The organism is Rhodobacter sp. P1_C2 (assembly GCF_056406375.1).
In genome coordinates, this window is the sequence record NZ_JBFUAG010000015.1 from 74,624 (window position 1) to 89,448 (window position 14,825).

Genomic DNA, 14,825 nt, shown 5'->3' on the forward strand with positions numbered 1-14,825 from the left:
TTGGCGGGCAGGATCGGCGCTCCCCTCTTCGGTCAATGGACGGAAAAACGCGGCGGGTGCAGGCAGGCCTCCCCGATCGCCGCGACATGGCGCAGGTCGGTGCCACAGCACCCGCCCAGCACATGCAGGCCCGGCATCAGGCCCAGAAGGCCGCGGTAATCCGCAGCCAAGGCGTCGGGATCGCCGGAATCCAGCGCCGTCATCACATCAAGCTCGGCATGGCTGAGCCGCGAGGCATTGGCGCGCAGGACGCCGATCCGCCCGACCCAGGGCCCGCTCAGCGTGGCGCGGAAATGGTCGGGATGGGCGCAGTTGATGCCGTACCAGAGCGGGAAGCCATCGGTGGCGGCATCGGTCTCGGCGATCGCATCGGCCAGCGACTTGCCCGAGATCAGGCGCCCGTCGGTCTCGACCGTGAAGGACAGGACCACGGGGCAGCCCTCCTCCTGGGCGGCGCGGGCGATGCCGATGGCCTCGCCGGTCGAGGAGATCGTCATGGCGCTGACCAGATCGACGCCCGCGTCGTCCAGCACGGCGATCTGACGGGCGTGGTAATCCTGCGCCTCGTCGGGCGACAGCACGCGGTCGGGGGCGTAGGCATCGCCATGCGGGCCGAGGACGCCGTTGATCAGGATCTCCTGATCGGGCCGGGCGCTGCGCAGATCGCGGGCGAAATCCACCGCCGCCCGGTTGGCGGCATCGATCTCTTCCGGGGCCAGACCCAGGGCCGAGGCCCAGCCCTGGCTGGCCCGCCAAGTGGCGGTGTCGAGGACAAAGCCGCTGCCCTGACGCTTGGCCTCATCCAGGAGGCCGTCGAAATAGCGCCGGATCGCGGCGCGCCCCTCCCCCTGCTGCAACAGCGGGAAAGAGGCGAACTGCGGCAGGTCGAGGCCTTCGCTGTAGACGAGCACCGTTTCGATCCCGGCGTCGGTCAGCCAGATGTCGGAGCCGAACCGGGATCTGAGAATATCACTGCGTTTGCGGGCCAAGGCATATCCTCCACTTCGGACCGCGCCTGCCCTGCCGGTGCTGCCAAGCGCCGGTGGCAAGGGATCGCGGCGGGTTCACGGGTTACGGGGCAATGCTGGCCCCAGTCTACCCGATTTCGCAGGCAAAGTCGCCTCCTCACGCATGCGGGGGCGGCGCTGTCGGGGCTTGCTTTCCAGAACGGAGCTTGGCACCACGCGGGGATGAACACTGAACCCGACATCCTCTGCATCGGCTCGGTCCTGTGGGACATCATCGGGCGCACGCCCGCCGCCCTGCGGCTGGGCGGCGATGTGCCCGGCCGCATCACCCGCCTGCCCGGCGGGGTGGCGATGAACATTGCGATGACGCTGGCCCGTTTTGGCCTGCGTCCCGCGCTGCTGACCGCGATCGGCCGCGATGCCGAGGGCGAGGAACTGCTCGCCGCCTGCGCGCGGCTGGGGTTGGAGACCGCGCATGCCTACCGCTCGGACGATCTGCCGACCGACCGCTACATGGCGATCGAGGGCGCCAATGGCCTGATCGCCGCCGTGGCCGATGCCCATTCGCTGGAGGCCGCCGGGGCCAAGATCCTGCGCCCCCTGGCCGATGGCAGCCTTGGCTCCGAGGCTTCGCCCTGGTCCGGGCTGATCGCGCTGGACGGCAATCTGACTGAGGCGCTTCTCTCCGACATCGCCGCATCGCCGCTGTTCGCCCGGGCCGATCTGCGGATTGCCCCCGCCTCGCCCGGCAAGGCCGAACGGCTGACCCCGCTGCTGCGCCATTCGGGGGCGACACTTTACGTCAACCTCGAAGAGGCGCGGCTTTTGTCGCATGCTGATGTGAAAAGCGCCGCCGAGGCCGCCGAGGCGCTTCTGGCGCGTGGGGCCAACCGGGTGCTGGTCACCGATGGCGGCAGGCCCTGCGCCGAGGGTCGCGCCGGGGCGGGCGTCATCGCCGCAAGTCCGCCGCAGGTCATGGTCTCTCGCGTGACCGGGGCGGGCGATACGTTCATGGCCGCGCATATCGTGGCCGAAGGGCGCGGGGCTGACCGCCGCGCCGCGCTGGAGGCGGCACTGAAGGCCGCCGCCGATTATGTCTCCAAGGAGGTCGGTTCATGACCCAACTCAACGCTTTGCTGTCCCTCTCCCCCGAAGTGGCCGAGGCCCGTGCGGCGGGCCGCCCCCTCGTGGCGCTGGAATCCACCATCATCACCCATGGCATGCCCTGGCCGCAGAACGTGGAAACCGCCCGCGCGGTCGAGGCCGAGGTCCGCCGCGCCGGCGCCGTCCCCGCCACCATCGCGGTGATGGCAGGCCGCATCCACATCGGCCTGACCGAGGCGGAGCTGGAGACGCTGGGCCAGGCGAAGGACGTGATGAAACTGTCGCGCGCCGATCTGGCCGCCTGCCTCGCCCTCGGCCGCACCGGCGCCACCACGGTGGCGGCCACGATGATCTGCGCCGAACTGGCCGGGATCGAGGTCTTTGCCACCGGCGGCATCGGCGGGGTGCATCGCGGCGCGGAGGAGAGCTTCGACGTCTCCGCCGACCTTCTGGAGTTTTCCCGCACCGCCGTGACGGTGGTGGCAGCGGGGGCCAAGGCGATCCTCGACCTGCCCAAGACGCTGGAAGTGCTGGAAACCCACGGCGTCCCGGTGATCGCCTATGGCCAGGACGATTTCCCGGCCTTCTGGTCGCGCTCCTCGGGGCTGAAGGCGCCCTTGCGGATGGATACGGCCGGCGAGATCGCCGCGGCACAAAGGATGCGCGGCAGGCTCGGGATTGCGGGCGGGCAACTGGTGACCAACCCGATCCCGGTCGAGGCCGAGATTCCCCGCGCCGAGATCGGCCCGGTGATCGAAGCGGCCCTGCGCGAGGCCACGGCCCAGGGGATTGCGGCCAAGGCCGTCACCCCCTTCCTGCTGCAGCGGATCTTCGAACTGACCGCGGGCAAATCCCTCGCCTCCAACATCGCTCTGGTCCTGAACAACGCGCGGCTGGCGGCGGCGATTGCCCGGGCGCTGGTCGAGATGCCTGCGAAATAGGCGCTGGCTGCGGCCGGGGCGCGCTCGGCGGACCCGGCTGGGAGGGCTGACTGCCCTCCCAGACCCTCCCGTGGATATTTGCATCGGGTGAAGTGAAAGCGGCGCTTCTACGGGCGGCAAAGATGCGCTAGCAATGCTGCGGATGCGAAGCGCTCGCGTTGGAGCCTGCCAGGGAATGCCATGTCCGAGAAGCTGACACTGCGTCGCAAGAGCCTCGTCGCGGGGCTGCGCTCGTCCTTCCTGACCGGGCTGGTGGTGGTGCTGCCGATCGCGCTGACGGTCTATCTGATCTGGGCGGTGATCGGCTATCTCGACGGCTGGATCCTGCCGCTGATCCCGGAGAACTACCAGCCCGAGGAGCTGATGCAGCGCTTCTTCGGGCCCGGCCATGCCTTTCCGATCCGCGGCGTGGGGGTGGTGGTCTTTCTGGCCTTCACCACCTTCATGGGCTGGGTCGCCAAGGGGCTGATCGGCCGCACCGTGCTCGGCCGGCTCGACCGGCTGGTCGACCGGATGCCGGTGGTGCGCTCGCTCTACTCGGCGCTGAAGCAGGTGGCCGAGACGGTTTTCAACAAATCGGAAGCCTCCTTCGACAAGACCTGCCTCGTCGAATTCCCGCGGCCGGGGGTCTGGACCCTGGGGCTGATCTCCTCGCGGCCCAAGGGCGAGATCGCGGAGAAGCTCGGCCCCGATGTCATCGCCGTCTTCATCGGCCTGACGCCCTTCACCTCGGGCTTCGTCGTCTTCGTCCGGCGCGAGGATGTCATCGCCCTCGACCTCCTCCCCGAAGACGCGGCCAAACTGGTCGCCTCCGGGGGCTTGGTCTACCCGGTGCCCAAGACCTGACCGCCCCGCGCTTTTGCTCTTTGCCCAAATACTCCCGCCGGAGGCCCTTCGCCTGAGCCGGTTGGCCGCAGGCCAGAGGCGAGGACCAGACCTGCGCCGCAGGCGCGCCTTTGGATCAGAGCGGCGGGATCAGAGCGCCGTCCAGCCGCCGTCGATGCTGATCGTGGTACCCGTCACCTGGTCGGCGGCGGCAGAGCAGAGGTAGACCGCGGTGCCGCCGATCTGCTCCACCGTGGCGAACTGGCGCGAGGGTTGGCGCAGGAGCATCACCTCACGGATCACCGTCTCGCGGTCCATGTGGTGCACGGCCATCTGGTCGGGGATCTGCGCCTCGACCAGGGGGGTCAGCACATAGCCCGGGCAGATCGCATTGGCGGTGATGCCCATGCCCGCCACTTCCAGCGCCGTGGTCTTGGACAGGCCCACCACGCCATGCTTGGCCGTCACATAGGCCGATTTGAAGGGCGAGGCGGTCAGCCCATGCGCCGAGGCCACGTTGATCACCCGGCCCCAGCCCCGCGCCTTCATCCCCGGCAGCGCCGCCGCCGTGGTGTGGAAGGCCGAGGACATGTTGATCGCGATGATCCGGTCCCACATCGCGGTCGGAAACTCCTCGATCGGGGCGACATGCTGGATGCCGGCGTTGTTGACCAGGATGTCCACCGCACCCGCCGCCGCCACCAGATCGCGGCAGGCCTGGCCGTTCGACATGTCCGCCGCGATGTAGCGCGCCTTCACGCCATGCCGCTGGCCCAGATCGGCGGCCAGGGCATGATCCTCGGGCCGGTCGGTGAAAGAGTTCAGGACCACATCCGCGCCCGCCGCCGCCAGCGCCTCGGCCACGCCAAGGCCGATGCCGGAATTGGAACCCGTGATGACGGCCAGTTTGCCTGCGAGGGTCATATGCGTCTCCTGTGCTGCGCCGCCTCAGGATGCTGCAAGTGCACAGGAATTGGCAAGGCCCGCAGAACGCCCGCAGAGGTGCTGCGCCGCAGACCGGCGCTTTCCCCCATCCCTCTGGCAAGCGGACATAAAAAAACGCCGGCGCGAAGCCGGCGTTAAGTCGTTGAGGCAGGTTTCATACAGGCAAGAAACCTATCGAGCAGTGAGTTTCTTATAGCCCCCTTGAGCGCGCGGTTCAAGCTAAAGGTTTGAAAAGGTGGCTGGCCCGGCTTAGGGTCGCGGCGATCCCCCGTCGTCTGACGGAATGTTGAAGGAATGTCGCCGATGCCCCTCGCCGTCTCTCAAGATTTCAAGGCCGCAACCGTGGCGCGCGGCTTTGCGGCCTGCCTTGGCCTCTGGGCCTTGACCTTGGGTTTTGCAGCCCAGGCAGAGCCGCGCCATGGCATAGCTATGTATGGCGACCCGGCCCTTCCACCCGATTTTGTGTCCTTGCCTCAGGCGAATCCCGATGCTCCCAAGGGCGGCAGCATGATTTTCGGCGAGGCCGGCAGCTTCGATTCGCTCAACCCCTTCATCACCAAGGGCACCGCCCCCGCCGCGGTTTCTACCCTTACGGTGGAGACACTTATGGGCCGTTCTTATGACGAGCCCTTCTCGCTTTACGGGCTTCTGGCCGAATCGATCGACACCGACGAGGCGCGCTCATACGCAGAATTTACCTTGCGTGAAGGGGCGCGATTCTCGGACGGCAAACCCGTCACGGTGGAGGACGTGCTCTGGTCGATGGAGACGCTGGGCACCATCGGCAACCCGCGCTATGCGGCGGCCTGGAAGAAGGTGGCTTCGGCGACCAAGACCGGCCCGCGCTCGGTCCGTTTCACCTTCACGCAAGCCGACCGCGAGATGCCGCTGCTCCTGGGCCTGCGCCCGATCCTCGAAAAGGCGCAATGGGAGGGCAAGGATTTCACCGCCTCCTCGCTCACCCCGGTCACCGGCTCCGGCCCCTATGTGGTCGACAAGGTCGAGGCGGGCAATTTCGTCACTTTCAGGAAGAACCCCGACTGGTGGGGCAAGGATCTGCCCTTCAACCGCGGCCAATGGAATTTCGACGGTTTCAAATACATCTATTTCACCGACCCGACCGTGATCATCGAGGCGCTGAAATCCGGCGACATCGACCTTTACCGCGAAACCAATGCGGCGAAATGGGCGACAGGCTATGACTTTCCCGCCGTCCAATCCGGCGAGGTCGTCAAGGAGGATATCCCCCACAAGCGCCCCTCGGGCATCGACGGGCTGGTCTTCAACACCCGCCGCCCGATCTTTGCCGATTGGCGGGTGCGCGAGGCGCTGATCGACGCTTTCAACTTCGAACTGGTGAACCAGACGCTGAGCGGCGGGGTCAATCCGCGCATCCAGAGCTATTTCGACAATTCCGACCTTTCGGGCCATGTCGCGGACCCGGCGAGCCCCGCCGTCGCAGCCCTGCTGGCACCCTACAAGGACAGCCTCTTGCCCGGCGCGCTGGAGGGCTATGCCCTGCCGGTCTCGGACGGATCGGAGGCCAACCGCGCCAACCTGCGCAAGGCCACCAAGCTGCTGGAGGCGGCGGGCTGGACCATCCAGGACGGCACGCTGAAGGACGCCGCGGGCAAGCCCTTCAGCTTCGAGATCCTGCTAGCCACCGGCGAAAGTGACACGATCGCCGCGGTGAACATCTATATCGAGGCGCTGAAGAAGCTTGGCATCGCGGCCACGGTGACGGTGGTCGATTCGACCCAGTACAAGCAGCGCACCAACAGCTACAACTTCGACATGACGCATTACATCCGCTCGCTCTCGCTGAGCCCCGGCAACGAGCAGACGCTCTACTGGGGTTCGCAAGGCGTCACCACCGAAGGCTCGCGCAACTGGATGGGCGTCGCCTCGCCGGCGGTGGACGGGCTGATCGCCACCATGGTCACATCAAAAGACCGCGAGGATTTCTCCACCGCGGTCCAGGCTCTTGACCGGGTGCTGACCACGGGCCGATATGTGATCCCGTTCTGGTATTCCGATGTGGCGCATCTGGCGCACAGACAGGATCTGCATCATCCCGCCTATCTGCCGCTCTATGGCGACTGGCTGGGTTTCCTGCCGGACCTGTGGTGGTATCAGAAGTAACAAACGCAAGAACACCAAACACCAAGAACAAGACCATGAGGCAGAGCATGAAGAAACTGATGATCCTCGCCCTTCTGACGGCGCTGGCCGGATGCAACACCGTCTCCGGCTTCGGTCAGGACATCTCCTCCGGTGCCAACCGCGTCGGAAGCTGGCTCGGCGGCTGAAGCGCCTTCCCCCTTCCCAGCCCCTTCACCTTTCATTGGTCCATAAATATCCCACGGGGGGTGCGGGGGGTGTGAAACCCCCCGCTTCCACGGCGGATGCAATGCGGCTCAGGTCAGCGAAGTGACCCAGAGGATGGTCGCATCCTCTTCCGACAGGCTGATCACATTATGCCCCATGGTCGCGTCGTAATAGGCGCTGTCGCCGCGGCGCAGGTCGACGGGTTCGTAGAACTCGGTGTAAAGCCGCACGACGCCGGTCAGGACATAGAGGAACTCCTCGCCCTCATGGCGGACCCAGCCTTCGAAATCCTCCATGCTGCGGGCGCGGATCGTGGCGCGGTAGGGCAGCATCTGCTTGCGCGACAGGCCGCCGGCCAGAAGCTCGTGTTCATAGGTCGCCGTCACATGGGCCTGGCCGGCGCCCAGCTTGGTCACCGCCATCCGGCCCGAGACCTGGGCCTTGGCGGCCGGGGTGAAGAGCTGCGGGACCGAGATCTTCAGCCCCTCGGCCAGTTTGCGCACCGCGTCATAGGTCGGCGACATCTGGCCGTTCTCGATCTTGGACAGGGTCGAGCGCGCCAGACCGGCCTGGGTCGCCGCCTGGTCCAGCGTCCAGCCGCGCGCCTTGCGCAGTTCCCGCACGCGGTGGCCGAGGTTCAAAGGCTCGGGCGGCGGCTCTCCCGAAGCATCGGGGCCACCGGCTTGCCGGGCAATGCGGATCAGGCGTTTGGGGTCTGCATTGGTCATGCCCTGACTTACCCTGAGCACCGTTTCGCCGCAACGGAAAGAAAGTCGCCCTGTTATGCGGGTGTTAGCGCAAAACCAATGTTGCCTCTCTCCGGCTCTGCCTTGATAAAGACCCCGATATTCATTGCGAGGGAGCCCCAGATGCGCACCACGAGGATCGTTCAGAAAATCTTGTCGAATTACGAAGGTGAAACCCCCGGCGTGAAGGCGAACCTTGCCCGCATCCTGATGGAAGGCAAGCTCGGCGGCACCGGCAAGATGATCATCCTTCCGGTCGACCAGGGATTCGAGCATGGCCCGGCGCGGTCCTTCTCGGTCAATGCCCCGGCCTATGACCCGCATTACCACTACCAGATGGCGATCGACGCCGGTCTGTCCGCCTATGCCGCGCCGATCGGCTCGCTCGAGGCCGGGGCCGATACCTTTGCCGGCCAGATCCCGACGATCCTGAAGGTGAACTCGTCGAACTCGCTGATGCCGGGCAAGGCGCCGAAGACGCAAGCGATCACCGCCTCGGTGGACGATGCGCTGCGGCTTGGCTGCTCGGCCATCGGCTTCACGATCTATCCGGCCTCTTCGGTCAGCCTTGATATGTTCTCCGACATCGCCGAGATGCGGCGCGAGGCGGCGGCCAAGGGCATCGCTTCGGTGATCTGGTCCTATCCGCGCGGTGAAGACCTCGACAAGGATGGCGAGACGGCCGCTGACGTCACCGCCTATGCCGCCCATATCGCGGCGCTATTGGGTGCGCATATCATCAAGGTGAAGCTGTCCACCGCACATCTGAGCCAGCCCGAGGCGAAGAAGGCCTTCGAAGCCGGCAAGATCCCGCTCGCCACCCAGGCCGACCGGGTGCGCGAATGCGTCCGCTCCTCGTTCGACGGGCGCCGGCTGATCGTCTTCTCGGGCGGCGCGGCCAAGGGCACGGATTCGGTGCTCGACGATGCCCGCGCGATCCGTGACGGCGGCGGCAACGGCTCGATCATCGGGCGCAACAGCTTCCAGCGTCCGCGTGCCGAGGCCCTGGCCCTGCTGCAAAGCCTGATCGACATCTACAAGGGCAAGGCCGAGTGACACCCGGCCGCCAAGGCCGCTTGACGTGAGGCTTCGGGTCCGGGGAGGATGCTCCCCGGACCCTTTTCATGCGAGAGATTGATGCGGTATCTTCTGACGGCGCTGTTGCCCCTGCTGGCTTTCCCCTGTCTGGCCGAAACCCCCAAACCCCCGGTCGTGCTGGAGGAGTCCGAGCAGCTGCCGCCCGGCTATCCGCCGAAGATGGGGACCGTCACCCTGACCGGACCGGAGGGGACGCAGACCTTCACCACCTATGACTTTTCGATCGGGGCCTTTGACGCCTCGGCCTGGTTCGACACCCAGGGTGAGGCGCCGCATTTCACCCTCACCGCCTATCCGGACGGCAACCCCGATGCCGAGGCGGGCAAGTTCTGGCTGACCACCGCGTTCGATGCCGCACCCGAGAGTGGATCGAAGGGCCGGTACACTTTGGTCGAGATCCCGGCGACGCAAGACCGCGAGGGGCCGCGCCTGAGCTCTGCCGCGCGCAAGGCTTCTGTCACCATCGACAGTTTCACCAAGGAAGACCCCGGCAACACCTCGGGATATGGCCATGTCACCGGGCATTTCGCCGCGCGGCTTTGTCAGGTCGATCATGCGCCTGCCGTCCGGATGTCGGGCGGCCCTTGCCAAGATGTGACCGGGACCTTTGACACCCAAGTGCAGTACCAGCCCTGAAGCCTTTGCAGAAATGCCTTGGATTTGTGGCCTCTGCATGGCATTCTGCCCTCAAGCCCCGGCAAAAGGGGCAAGAGGCAGCAGATGAACAGCACAGCTTTCCTTCCTTCGGGCCGCCCGCGTCTGGGCAGCATGATGTATTTCGCCCTTGCCGCGACGCTGGGCGCCTATTTCACCTTTGCCGCCGTGCAGGGCGATTACGGCGTGCTGCGGCAGGCGCAGACTGCCGACGAGATGCAGGATCTGACCGCCGAGCGCGACAAGCTTCTGGCAGACCTGAACGGTTACAAGAACCTGACGCTGCGGCTGTCGGATGATTACCTCGACATGGGCCTGCTGGATGAACAGGTCCGCTCGGTCCTGGGCTATGTCCGCGCCGACGAGATCGTGATCCGCTAGGTCTTCCCTCCCCCGATCCCCCTTCCCTTTCCGGCCCTTCGCGGGCTGCATGGCAGGCATGCGCCGGGTTTTCCCCCGGCGGCAAAATAGCATTTTGCGTTATTTCGCCGATGCTGTATAAGTGGTTTAACGCTAAACTATCTTTCGCCTGCGAGGGAGGACCGGCCTTGGCCACAAAGAAAGAACCAGCTAAATCAAATGTCTCGAAGGATGAGCTTCTGAAGTTCTACCGCGAGATGCTGTCGATCCGCCGATTCGAGGAAAAGGCGGGCCAGCTTTACGGCATGGGCCTGATCGGCGGCTTCTGCCACCTCTACATCGGGCAGGAAGCCGTCGTCGTGGGCCTTGAGGCCTGCGCCAAGGAAGGTGACAAGCGGATCACCTCCTACCGTGACCACGGCCACATGCTGGCCTGCGGCATGGATGCCAAGGGGGTCATGGCCGAACTGACCGGGCGCGAGGGGGGCTACTCCAAGGGCAAGGGCGGCTCGATGCACATGTTTAGCAAAGAGAAGCATTTCTACGGCGGCCATGGCATCGTCGGCGCGCAGGTGCCGCTGGGCGCCGGTCTGGCCTTTGCCGACAAGTACCTCGGCAATGACAACGTGACCTTCACCTATTTCGGCGACGGTGCTGCCAACCAGGGCCAGGTCTACGAGACCTACAACATGGCCGAGCTGTGGTCGCTGCCGGTGATCTTTGTCATCGAGAACAACCAGTATGCGATGGGCACCTCGGTGAAGCGTTCGACCAAGTCGGGCACCTTCTTTGGCCGTGGCACCGCCTACGGCATTCCGGGCGAACAGGTCGACGGCATGGATGTGCTGGCGGTCAAGGCCGCGGGCGAAAAGGCCGTGGCGCACTGCCGCGCCGGCAACGGGCCCTATATCCTGGAAATGATGACCTACCGCTACCGCGGCCACTCGATGTCGGACCCGGCCAAGTACCGGACCCGCGACGAGGTCGACAAGATCCGCTCGGAAAAGGACGCCATCGAACATGTGCGCGATCTTCTGATCAATGCGGGCCTGGCTTCGGACGAGGATCTGAAGGCGATCGACCGCGAGATCAAGGAAACCGTCAATGCGGCGGCAGAATTCTCGAAAGAAAGTCCCGAGCCGGCGCTGTCCGAGCTTTGGACCGACATCTACGCCTGAGGGGGGAACACAATGGCTACTGAAGTATTGATGCCGGCGCTGTCGCCCACGATGGAAGAGGGCACGCTGGCGAAATGGCTGGTGAAGGTGGGCGATCAGGTCAAATCCGGCCAGATCCTTGCCGAGATCGAGACCGACAAGGCGACGATGGAGTTCGAGGCCGTCGATGAGGGCCGGGTTGGCGCCTTGCTGGTTGCCGAAGGCACCGCCGGCGTGAAGGTCAACACGCCGATCCTCGTCATGTCCGAAGAGGGCGAGGCTGTGGCGGCGAAGGCTGCTCCGGCGGCGGCGCCCGCTGTGGCCGAGGCGCCGGTTGCTGCGGCTGCGCCAGCTCCGGCTGCGGCGCCGGTCGCTGTCGTCTCCAAGGCCTCGGCCGATTGGGCCGATGGCACGCCGATGAAGACGATGACCGTGCGGGAAGCCCTGCGCGAGGCGATGGCCGAAGAGATGCGCGCCAATCCGACTGTCATGCTGATGGGCGAAGAGGTCGGCGAATACCAGGGCGCCTACAAGATCTCCCAGGGTCTGCTGGACGAGTTCGGCCCGAAGCGCGTGGTCGATACGCCCATCACCGAGATGGGCTTTACCGGCATCGCCGTCGGCGCCTCCTGGGGCGGTCTGAACCCGATCGTGGAGTTCATGACCTGGAACTTCGCGATGCAGGCGATCGACCACATCCTCAACTCTGCCGCCAAGACCAACTACATGTCGGGCGGCCAGATGGGCGCGCCGATCGTCTTCCGCGGCACCAATGGCGCTGCGGCCCGCGTGGGGGCGCAGCACTCTCAGGACTACGCCGCCTGGTATGCCGCCATTCCGGGCCTGAAAGTCGTGATGCCCTATTCGGCCGCCGATGCGAAGGGTCTGCTGAAAACCGCGATCCGCGACCGCAACCCGGTGGTCTTCCTGGAGAATGAAATTCTCTACGGTCAAAGCTTCGAAGTGCCCGACCTGCCCGATTTCACCATCCCCTTCGGCAAGGCCCGGATCTGGCGCGAGGGCACGGATGTGACCATCGTCTCCTTCGGGATCGGCATGAAGTATGCGCTGGAAGCCGCTGATCTTCTTGCCAAAGACGGCATCTCGGCCGAGGTGATCGACCTGCGCACCCTGCGCCCGATCGACTATGACACGGTGCTGGCTTCGGTGATGAAGACCAACCGTTGCGTGACGGTGGAGGAAGGCTTCCCGGTCGGCTCGATCGGCGATCACATGGCCTCGACCATCATGCAGCGCGCCTTCGACTATCTCGATGCGCCGGTGGTGACCTGCACGGGGAAAGACGTGCCGATGCCCTATGCGGCGAACCTTGAAAAGCATGCCCTGGTGACGACCGCCGAAGTGGTCGCCGCTGTCAAATCCGTCTGCTATCGCTGAGGTGCATTATGGCTGTTGAAATCCTGATGCCCGCGCTGTCCCCGACGATGGAGGAAGGCACGCTGGCGAAATGGCTGGTCAAGGAGGGGGATGTGGTCAAATCGGGCCAGATCCTCGCCGAGATCGAGACCGACAAGGCGACGATGGAGTTTGAAGCCGTCGATGAAGGCGTCGTGGGCAAGATCCTTGTGGCCGAAGGTACCGCGGGCGTGAAGGTGAACACCGCGATTGCCGTGCTGCTGGACGACGGCGAAAGCCTGTCCGACGCGCCGAAAGCCGCCCCCGCCGCAGCTGCAGCGCCGGTTGCGGCGGCTGCGCCCGTGGCGGCGGCTCCGGCTGCTGCGGTTGCGGCTCCAGCGGCGGCCCCTGCGGCGGCCAAGGTCGAGGGCGCCCGCGTCTTCGCCTCGCCCCTCGCGCGGCGTCTGGCGGCGGAAAAGGGTCTGGATCTGACCAAGGTCACAGGCACCGGCCCGCATGGCCGCATCGTCAAGGCGGATGTCGAGGGGGCGAAACCCGCCCCGGCGGCAGCCCCTGCCCCGGCAGCGGCGCCTGCGGCGGCCGCGGCTGCGGCTCCGGCCAAGGCGGGCATGCCCACCGGCATGTCGGCGGAAACCGTGATGAAGATGTACGCCGACCGCGACTATACCGAGGTTCCGCTGGACGGCATGCGCCGCACCATCGCCGCCCGGTTGACCGAGGCCAAGCAGACCATCCCGCATTTCTACCTGCGCCGCGAGGTGCGTCTGGATGCGCTGATGGCCTTCCGCGAGCAGCTGAACAAGGGCCTCGAAAGCCGTGGCGTGAAGCTGAGCGTCAACGACTTCATCATCAAGGCTTGCGCGATTGCGCTGCAAGCCGTGCCCAATGCCAATGCGGTCTGGGCCGGCGACCGGATCCTGAAGCTGAAACCCTCCGACGTGGCGGTGGCCGTGGCGATCGAGGGTGGCCTCTTCACCCCGGTGCTGCGCGATGCCGACAAGAAGACCCTGTCGGTGCTTTCGGCCGAGATGAAGGATCTGGCGACGCGCGCCAAGACCAAGAAGCTGGCCCCGCATGAATATCAGGGCGGCAGCTTTGCGATTTCGAACCTCGGGATGATGGGGGTCGAGAATTTCGACGCCGTGATCAACCCGCCGCATGGCGCCATTCTGGCGGTGGGCGCGGGGATCAAGAAGCCGGTCGTGCTGAAGGATGGCAGCTTGGGCGTGGCCACGGTGATGTCGATGACCCTGTCGGTGGATCACCGGGTGATCGACGGCGCTTTGGGGGCAGAGTTCCTCAAGGTCGTGGTCGAGGCGCTGGAAAACCCGATCACCATGCTGGCCTGATGTGGCGAGGGGCGGGGGAAACCCGCCCTTCGGCAGACATGAAAAAACGGCCGGAGCTTGCGCTCCGGCCGTTGGTCATTTGGGGGATGTCAGATCCCGGCTGATTCAGATCTCATCCGCGATCAGCTGGTCCATGGTGATCGAGGGCTGCGAACAGCCCGCCTCGCCGATCACTTTGGCCGGAACGCCCGCCACGGTCTTGTTGTGCGGCACATCGTGCAGCACCACGGACCCGGCGGCGATTCGGCTGCAGTAGCCGACGTTGATATTGCCCAGAACCTTGGCCCCGGCCCCGATCAGCACGCCATTGCCGATCTTCGGGTGGCGGTCGCCGTCCTCTTTCCCGGTGCCGCCCAGCGTCACCGAATGCAGCATCGAGACATTGTCGCCGACCACCGCCGTCTCGCCGATGACGATGGCATGGGCGTGGTCGATCATGATGCCCTTGCCGATCCGCGCCGCCGGATGGATGTCGACCGAAAACACCTCGGACACCCGCATCTGGACGAAATAGGCCATATCCTCGCGCCCGTGGCTCCAGAGCCAATGGCCGATACGATAGGCTTGAATCGCATGGAAACCCTTGAAGAACAGGATCGGCTGGAGGAAGCGGTGGCAGGCCGGGTCGCGGTCAAAGACGGCCATGATGTCGGCGCGGGCCGCCTGACCCAGTTCCGGTTCATCCTCATAGGCCTGATCGGCGATCTCGCGCAGGATCTGCTCGCTCATCTCGGAGGAGGCGAGCTTTTGCGAGAAGCGGTAGGCAAGCGCACGTTCGAGGCTCGAATGGTGCAGAAGGCTGGCGTGGATCAGACCGCCGAGCAAAGGCTCACATCGGATCGCCTCGGCGGCCTCTTCGCGGACGCGCTGCCAGACCGGGTCGATGGACGTAAATTTCGCTTTGACTTCGGGCATGATCTCACCTCATCGGGCGGCCAGATTAGCACAGGAGTTCGCGGCAAGACAGCCCCGA

Annotated in this window: 15 protein-coding genes; 11 read left to right on the forward strand and 4 right to left on the reverse strand. The window is 65.5% G+C overall.

What is annotated here, in order from left to right:
• Nucleotides 1-32 precede the first annotated feature (32 nt).
• Nucleotides 33-989, reverse strand: a complete 957-nt coding sequence (locus tag AC1DZT_RS21285) for a homocysteine S-methyltransferase family protein (RefSeq protein WP_478008659.1) — start codon at nt 987-989, stop codon at nt 33-35.
• A 201-nt stretch (nt 990-1,190) separates the two neighbouring features.
• Between AC1DZT_RS21285 and AC1DZT_RS21290 the strand changes: the two genes are divergently transcribed.
• From AC1DZT_RS21290 to AC1DZT_RS21300, 3 genes are all read left to right on the forward strand, one after another.
• Nucleotides 1,191-2,087 (forward strand): PfkB family carbohydrate kinase, encoded by an 897-nt coding sequence (locus AC1DZT_RS21290; protein WP_478008660.1) that lies wholly within the window; start codon nt 1,191-1,193, stop codon nt 2,085-2,087.
• The gene (locus AC1DZT_RS21295) at nt 2,084-3,013 is read left to right on the forward strand and encodes a pseudouridine-5'-phosphate glycosidase (RefSeq protein WP_478008661.1); all 930 of its coding nucleotides are present in this window, start codon (nt 2,084-2,086) and stop codon (nt 3,011-3,013) included. Before AC1DZT_RS21290 ends, AC1DZT_RS21295 begins: the two co-directional genes overlap by 4 nt.
• A gap of 180 nt (nt 3,014-3,193) precedes the next feature.
• Complete coding sequence (locus AC1DZT_RS21300; RefSeq protein ID WP_478008662.1) at nt 3,194-3,859, forward strand: DUF502 domain-containing protein; 666 nt, start codon at nt 3,194-3,196, stop codon at nt 3,857-3,859.
• 129 nt (nt 3,860-3,988) lie between these two features.
• Here AC1DZT_RS21300 and AC1DZT_RS21305 read toward each other — a convergent pair whose 3' ends face one another.
• Nucleotides 3,989-4,762 (reverse strand): 3-hydroxybutyrate dehydrogenase, encoded by a 774-nt coding sequence (locus AC1DZT_RS21305; protein WP_478008663.1) that lies wholly within the window; start codon nt 4,760-4,762, stop codon nt 3,989-3,991.
• 324 nt (nt 4,763-5,086) lie between these two features.
• On the opposite strand from AC1DZT_RS21305, the gene AC1DZT_RS21310 reads away from it, so the two are divergent.
• Together AC1DZT_RS21310 and AC1DZT_RS21315 are read left to right on the forward strand one after the other, a co-directional pair.
• The gene (locus tag AC1DZT_RS21310) at nt 5,087-6,925 is read left to right on the forward strand and encodes an extracellular solute-binding protein (protein ID WP_478008664.1); all 1,839 of its coding nucleotides are present in this window, start codon (nt 5,087-5,089) and stop codon (nt 6,923-6,925) included.
• 47 nt (nt 6,926-6,972) lie between these two features.
• A complete protein-coding gene (locus AC1DZT_RS21315; protein ID WP_478008665.1) occupies nt 6,973-7,092 on the forward strand; it encodes an entericidin in 120 nt (39 codons plus the stop codon).
• A gap of 108 nt (nt 7,093-7,200) precedes the next feature.
• Here the strand turns inward: AC1DZT_RS21315 and AC1DZT_RS21320 are convergent, their stop codons facing one another.
• Complete coding sequence (locus AC1DZT_RS21320) at nt 7,201-7,839, reverse strand: helix-turn-helix domain-containing protein (RefSeq protein WP_478008666.1); 639 nt, start codon at nt 7,837-7,839, stop codon at nt 7,201-7,203.
• 141 nt (nt 7,840-7,980) lie between these two features.
• Here AC1DZT_RS21320 and AC1DZT_RS21325 point away from each other — a divergent pair, with 141 nt between their 5' ends.
• The 6 genes from AC1DZT_RS21325 (at nt 7,981) to AC1DZT_RS21350 (ending at nt 13,852) form a co-directional block, all read left to right on the forward strand.
• The gene (locus AC1DZT_RS21325; protein ID WP_478008667.1) at nt 7,981-8,913 is read left to right on the forward strand and encodes a class I fructose-bisphosphate aldolase; all 933 of its coding nucleotides are present in this window, start codon (nt 7,981-7,983) and stop codon (nt 8,911-8,913) included.
• 81 nt (nt 8,914-8,994) lie between these two features.
• Nucleotides 8,995-9,591, forward strand: a complete 597-nt coding sequence (locus tag AC1DZT_RS21330) for a hypothetical protein (protein WP_478008668.1) — start codon at nt 8,995-8,997, stop codon at nt 9,589-9,591.
• Nucleotides 9,592-9,675: 84 nt separating this feature from the next.
• A complete protein-coding gene (locus AC1DZT_RS21335; RefSeq protein WP_478008669.1) occupies nt 9,676-9,990 on the forward strand; it encodes an FtsB family cell division protein in 315 nt (104 codons plus the stop codon).
• A gap of 167 nt (nt 9,991-10,157) precedes the next feature.
• Entirely contained in the window at nt 10,158-11,147 is a 990-nt protein-coding gene (gene pdhA / locus AC1DZT_RS21340) for a pyruvate dehydrogenase (acetyl-transferring) E1 component subunit alpha (protein WP_478008670.1), read from the forward strand.
• A 12-nt stretch (nt 11,148-11,159) separates the two neighbouring features.
• Nucleotides 11,160-12,524 (forward strand): pyruvate dehydrogenase complex E1 component subunit beta, encoded by a 1,365-nt coding sequence (locus AC1DZT_RS21345; RefSeq protein ID WP_478008671.1) that lies wholly within the window; start codon nt 11,160-11,162, stop codon nt 12,522-12,524.
• 8 nt (nt 12,525-12,532) lie between these two features.
• Entirely contained in the window at nt 12,533-13,852 is a 1,320-nt protein-coding gene (locus AC1DZT_RS21350; RefSeq protein WP_478008672.1) for a pyruvate dehydrogenase complex dihydrolipoamide acetyltransferase, read from the forward strand.
• A gap of 105 nt (nt 13,853-13,957) precedes the next feature.
• Here the strand turns inward: AC1DZT_RS21350 and cysE are convergent, their stop codons facing one another.
• Nucleotides 13,958-14,767, reverse strand: coding sequence for a serine O-acetyltransferase (cysE, locus tag AC1DZT_RS21355; RefSeq protein ID WP_478008673.1), 810 nt, complete (start codon nt 14,765-14,767; stop codon nt 13,958-13,960).
• Between the last annotated feature and the right edge of the window lie 58 nt (nt 14,768-14,825).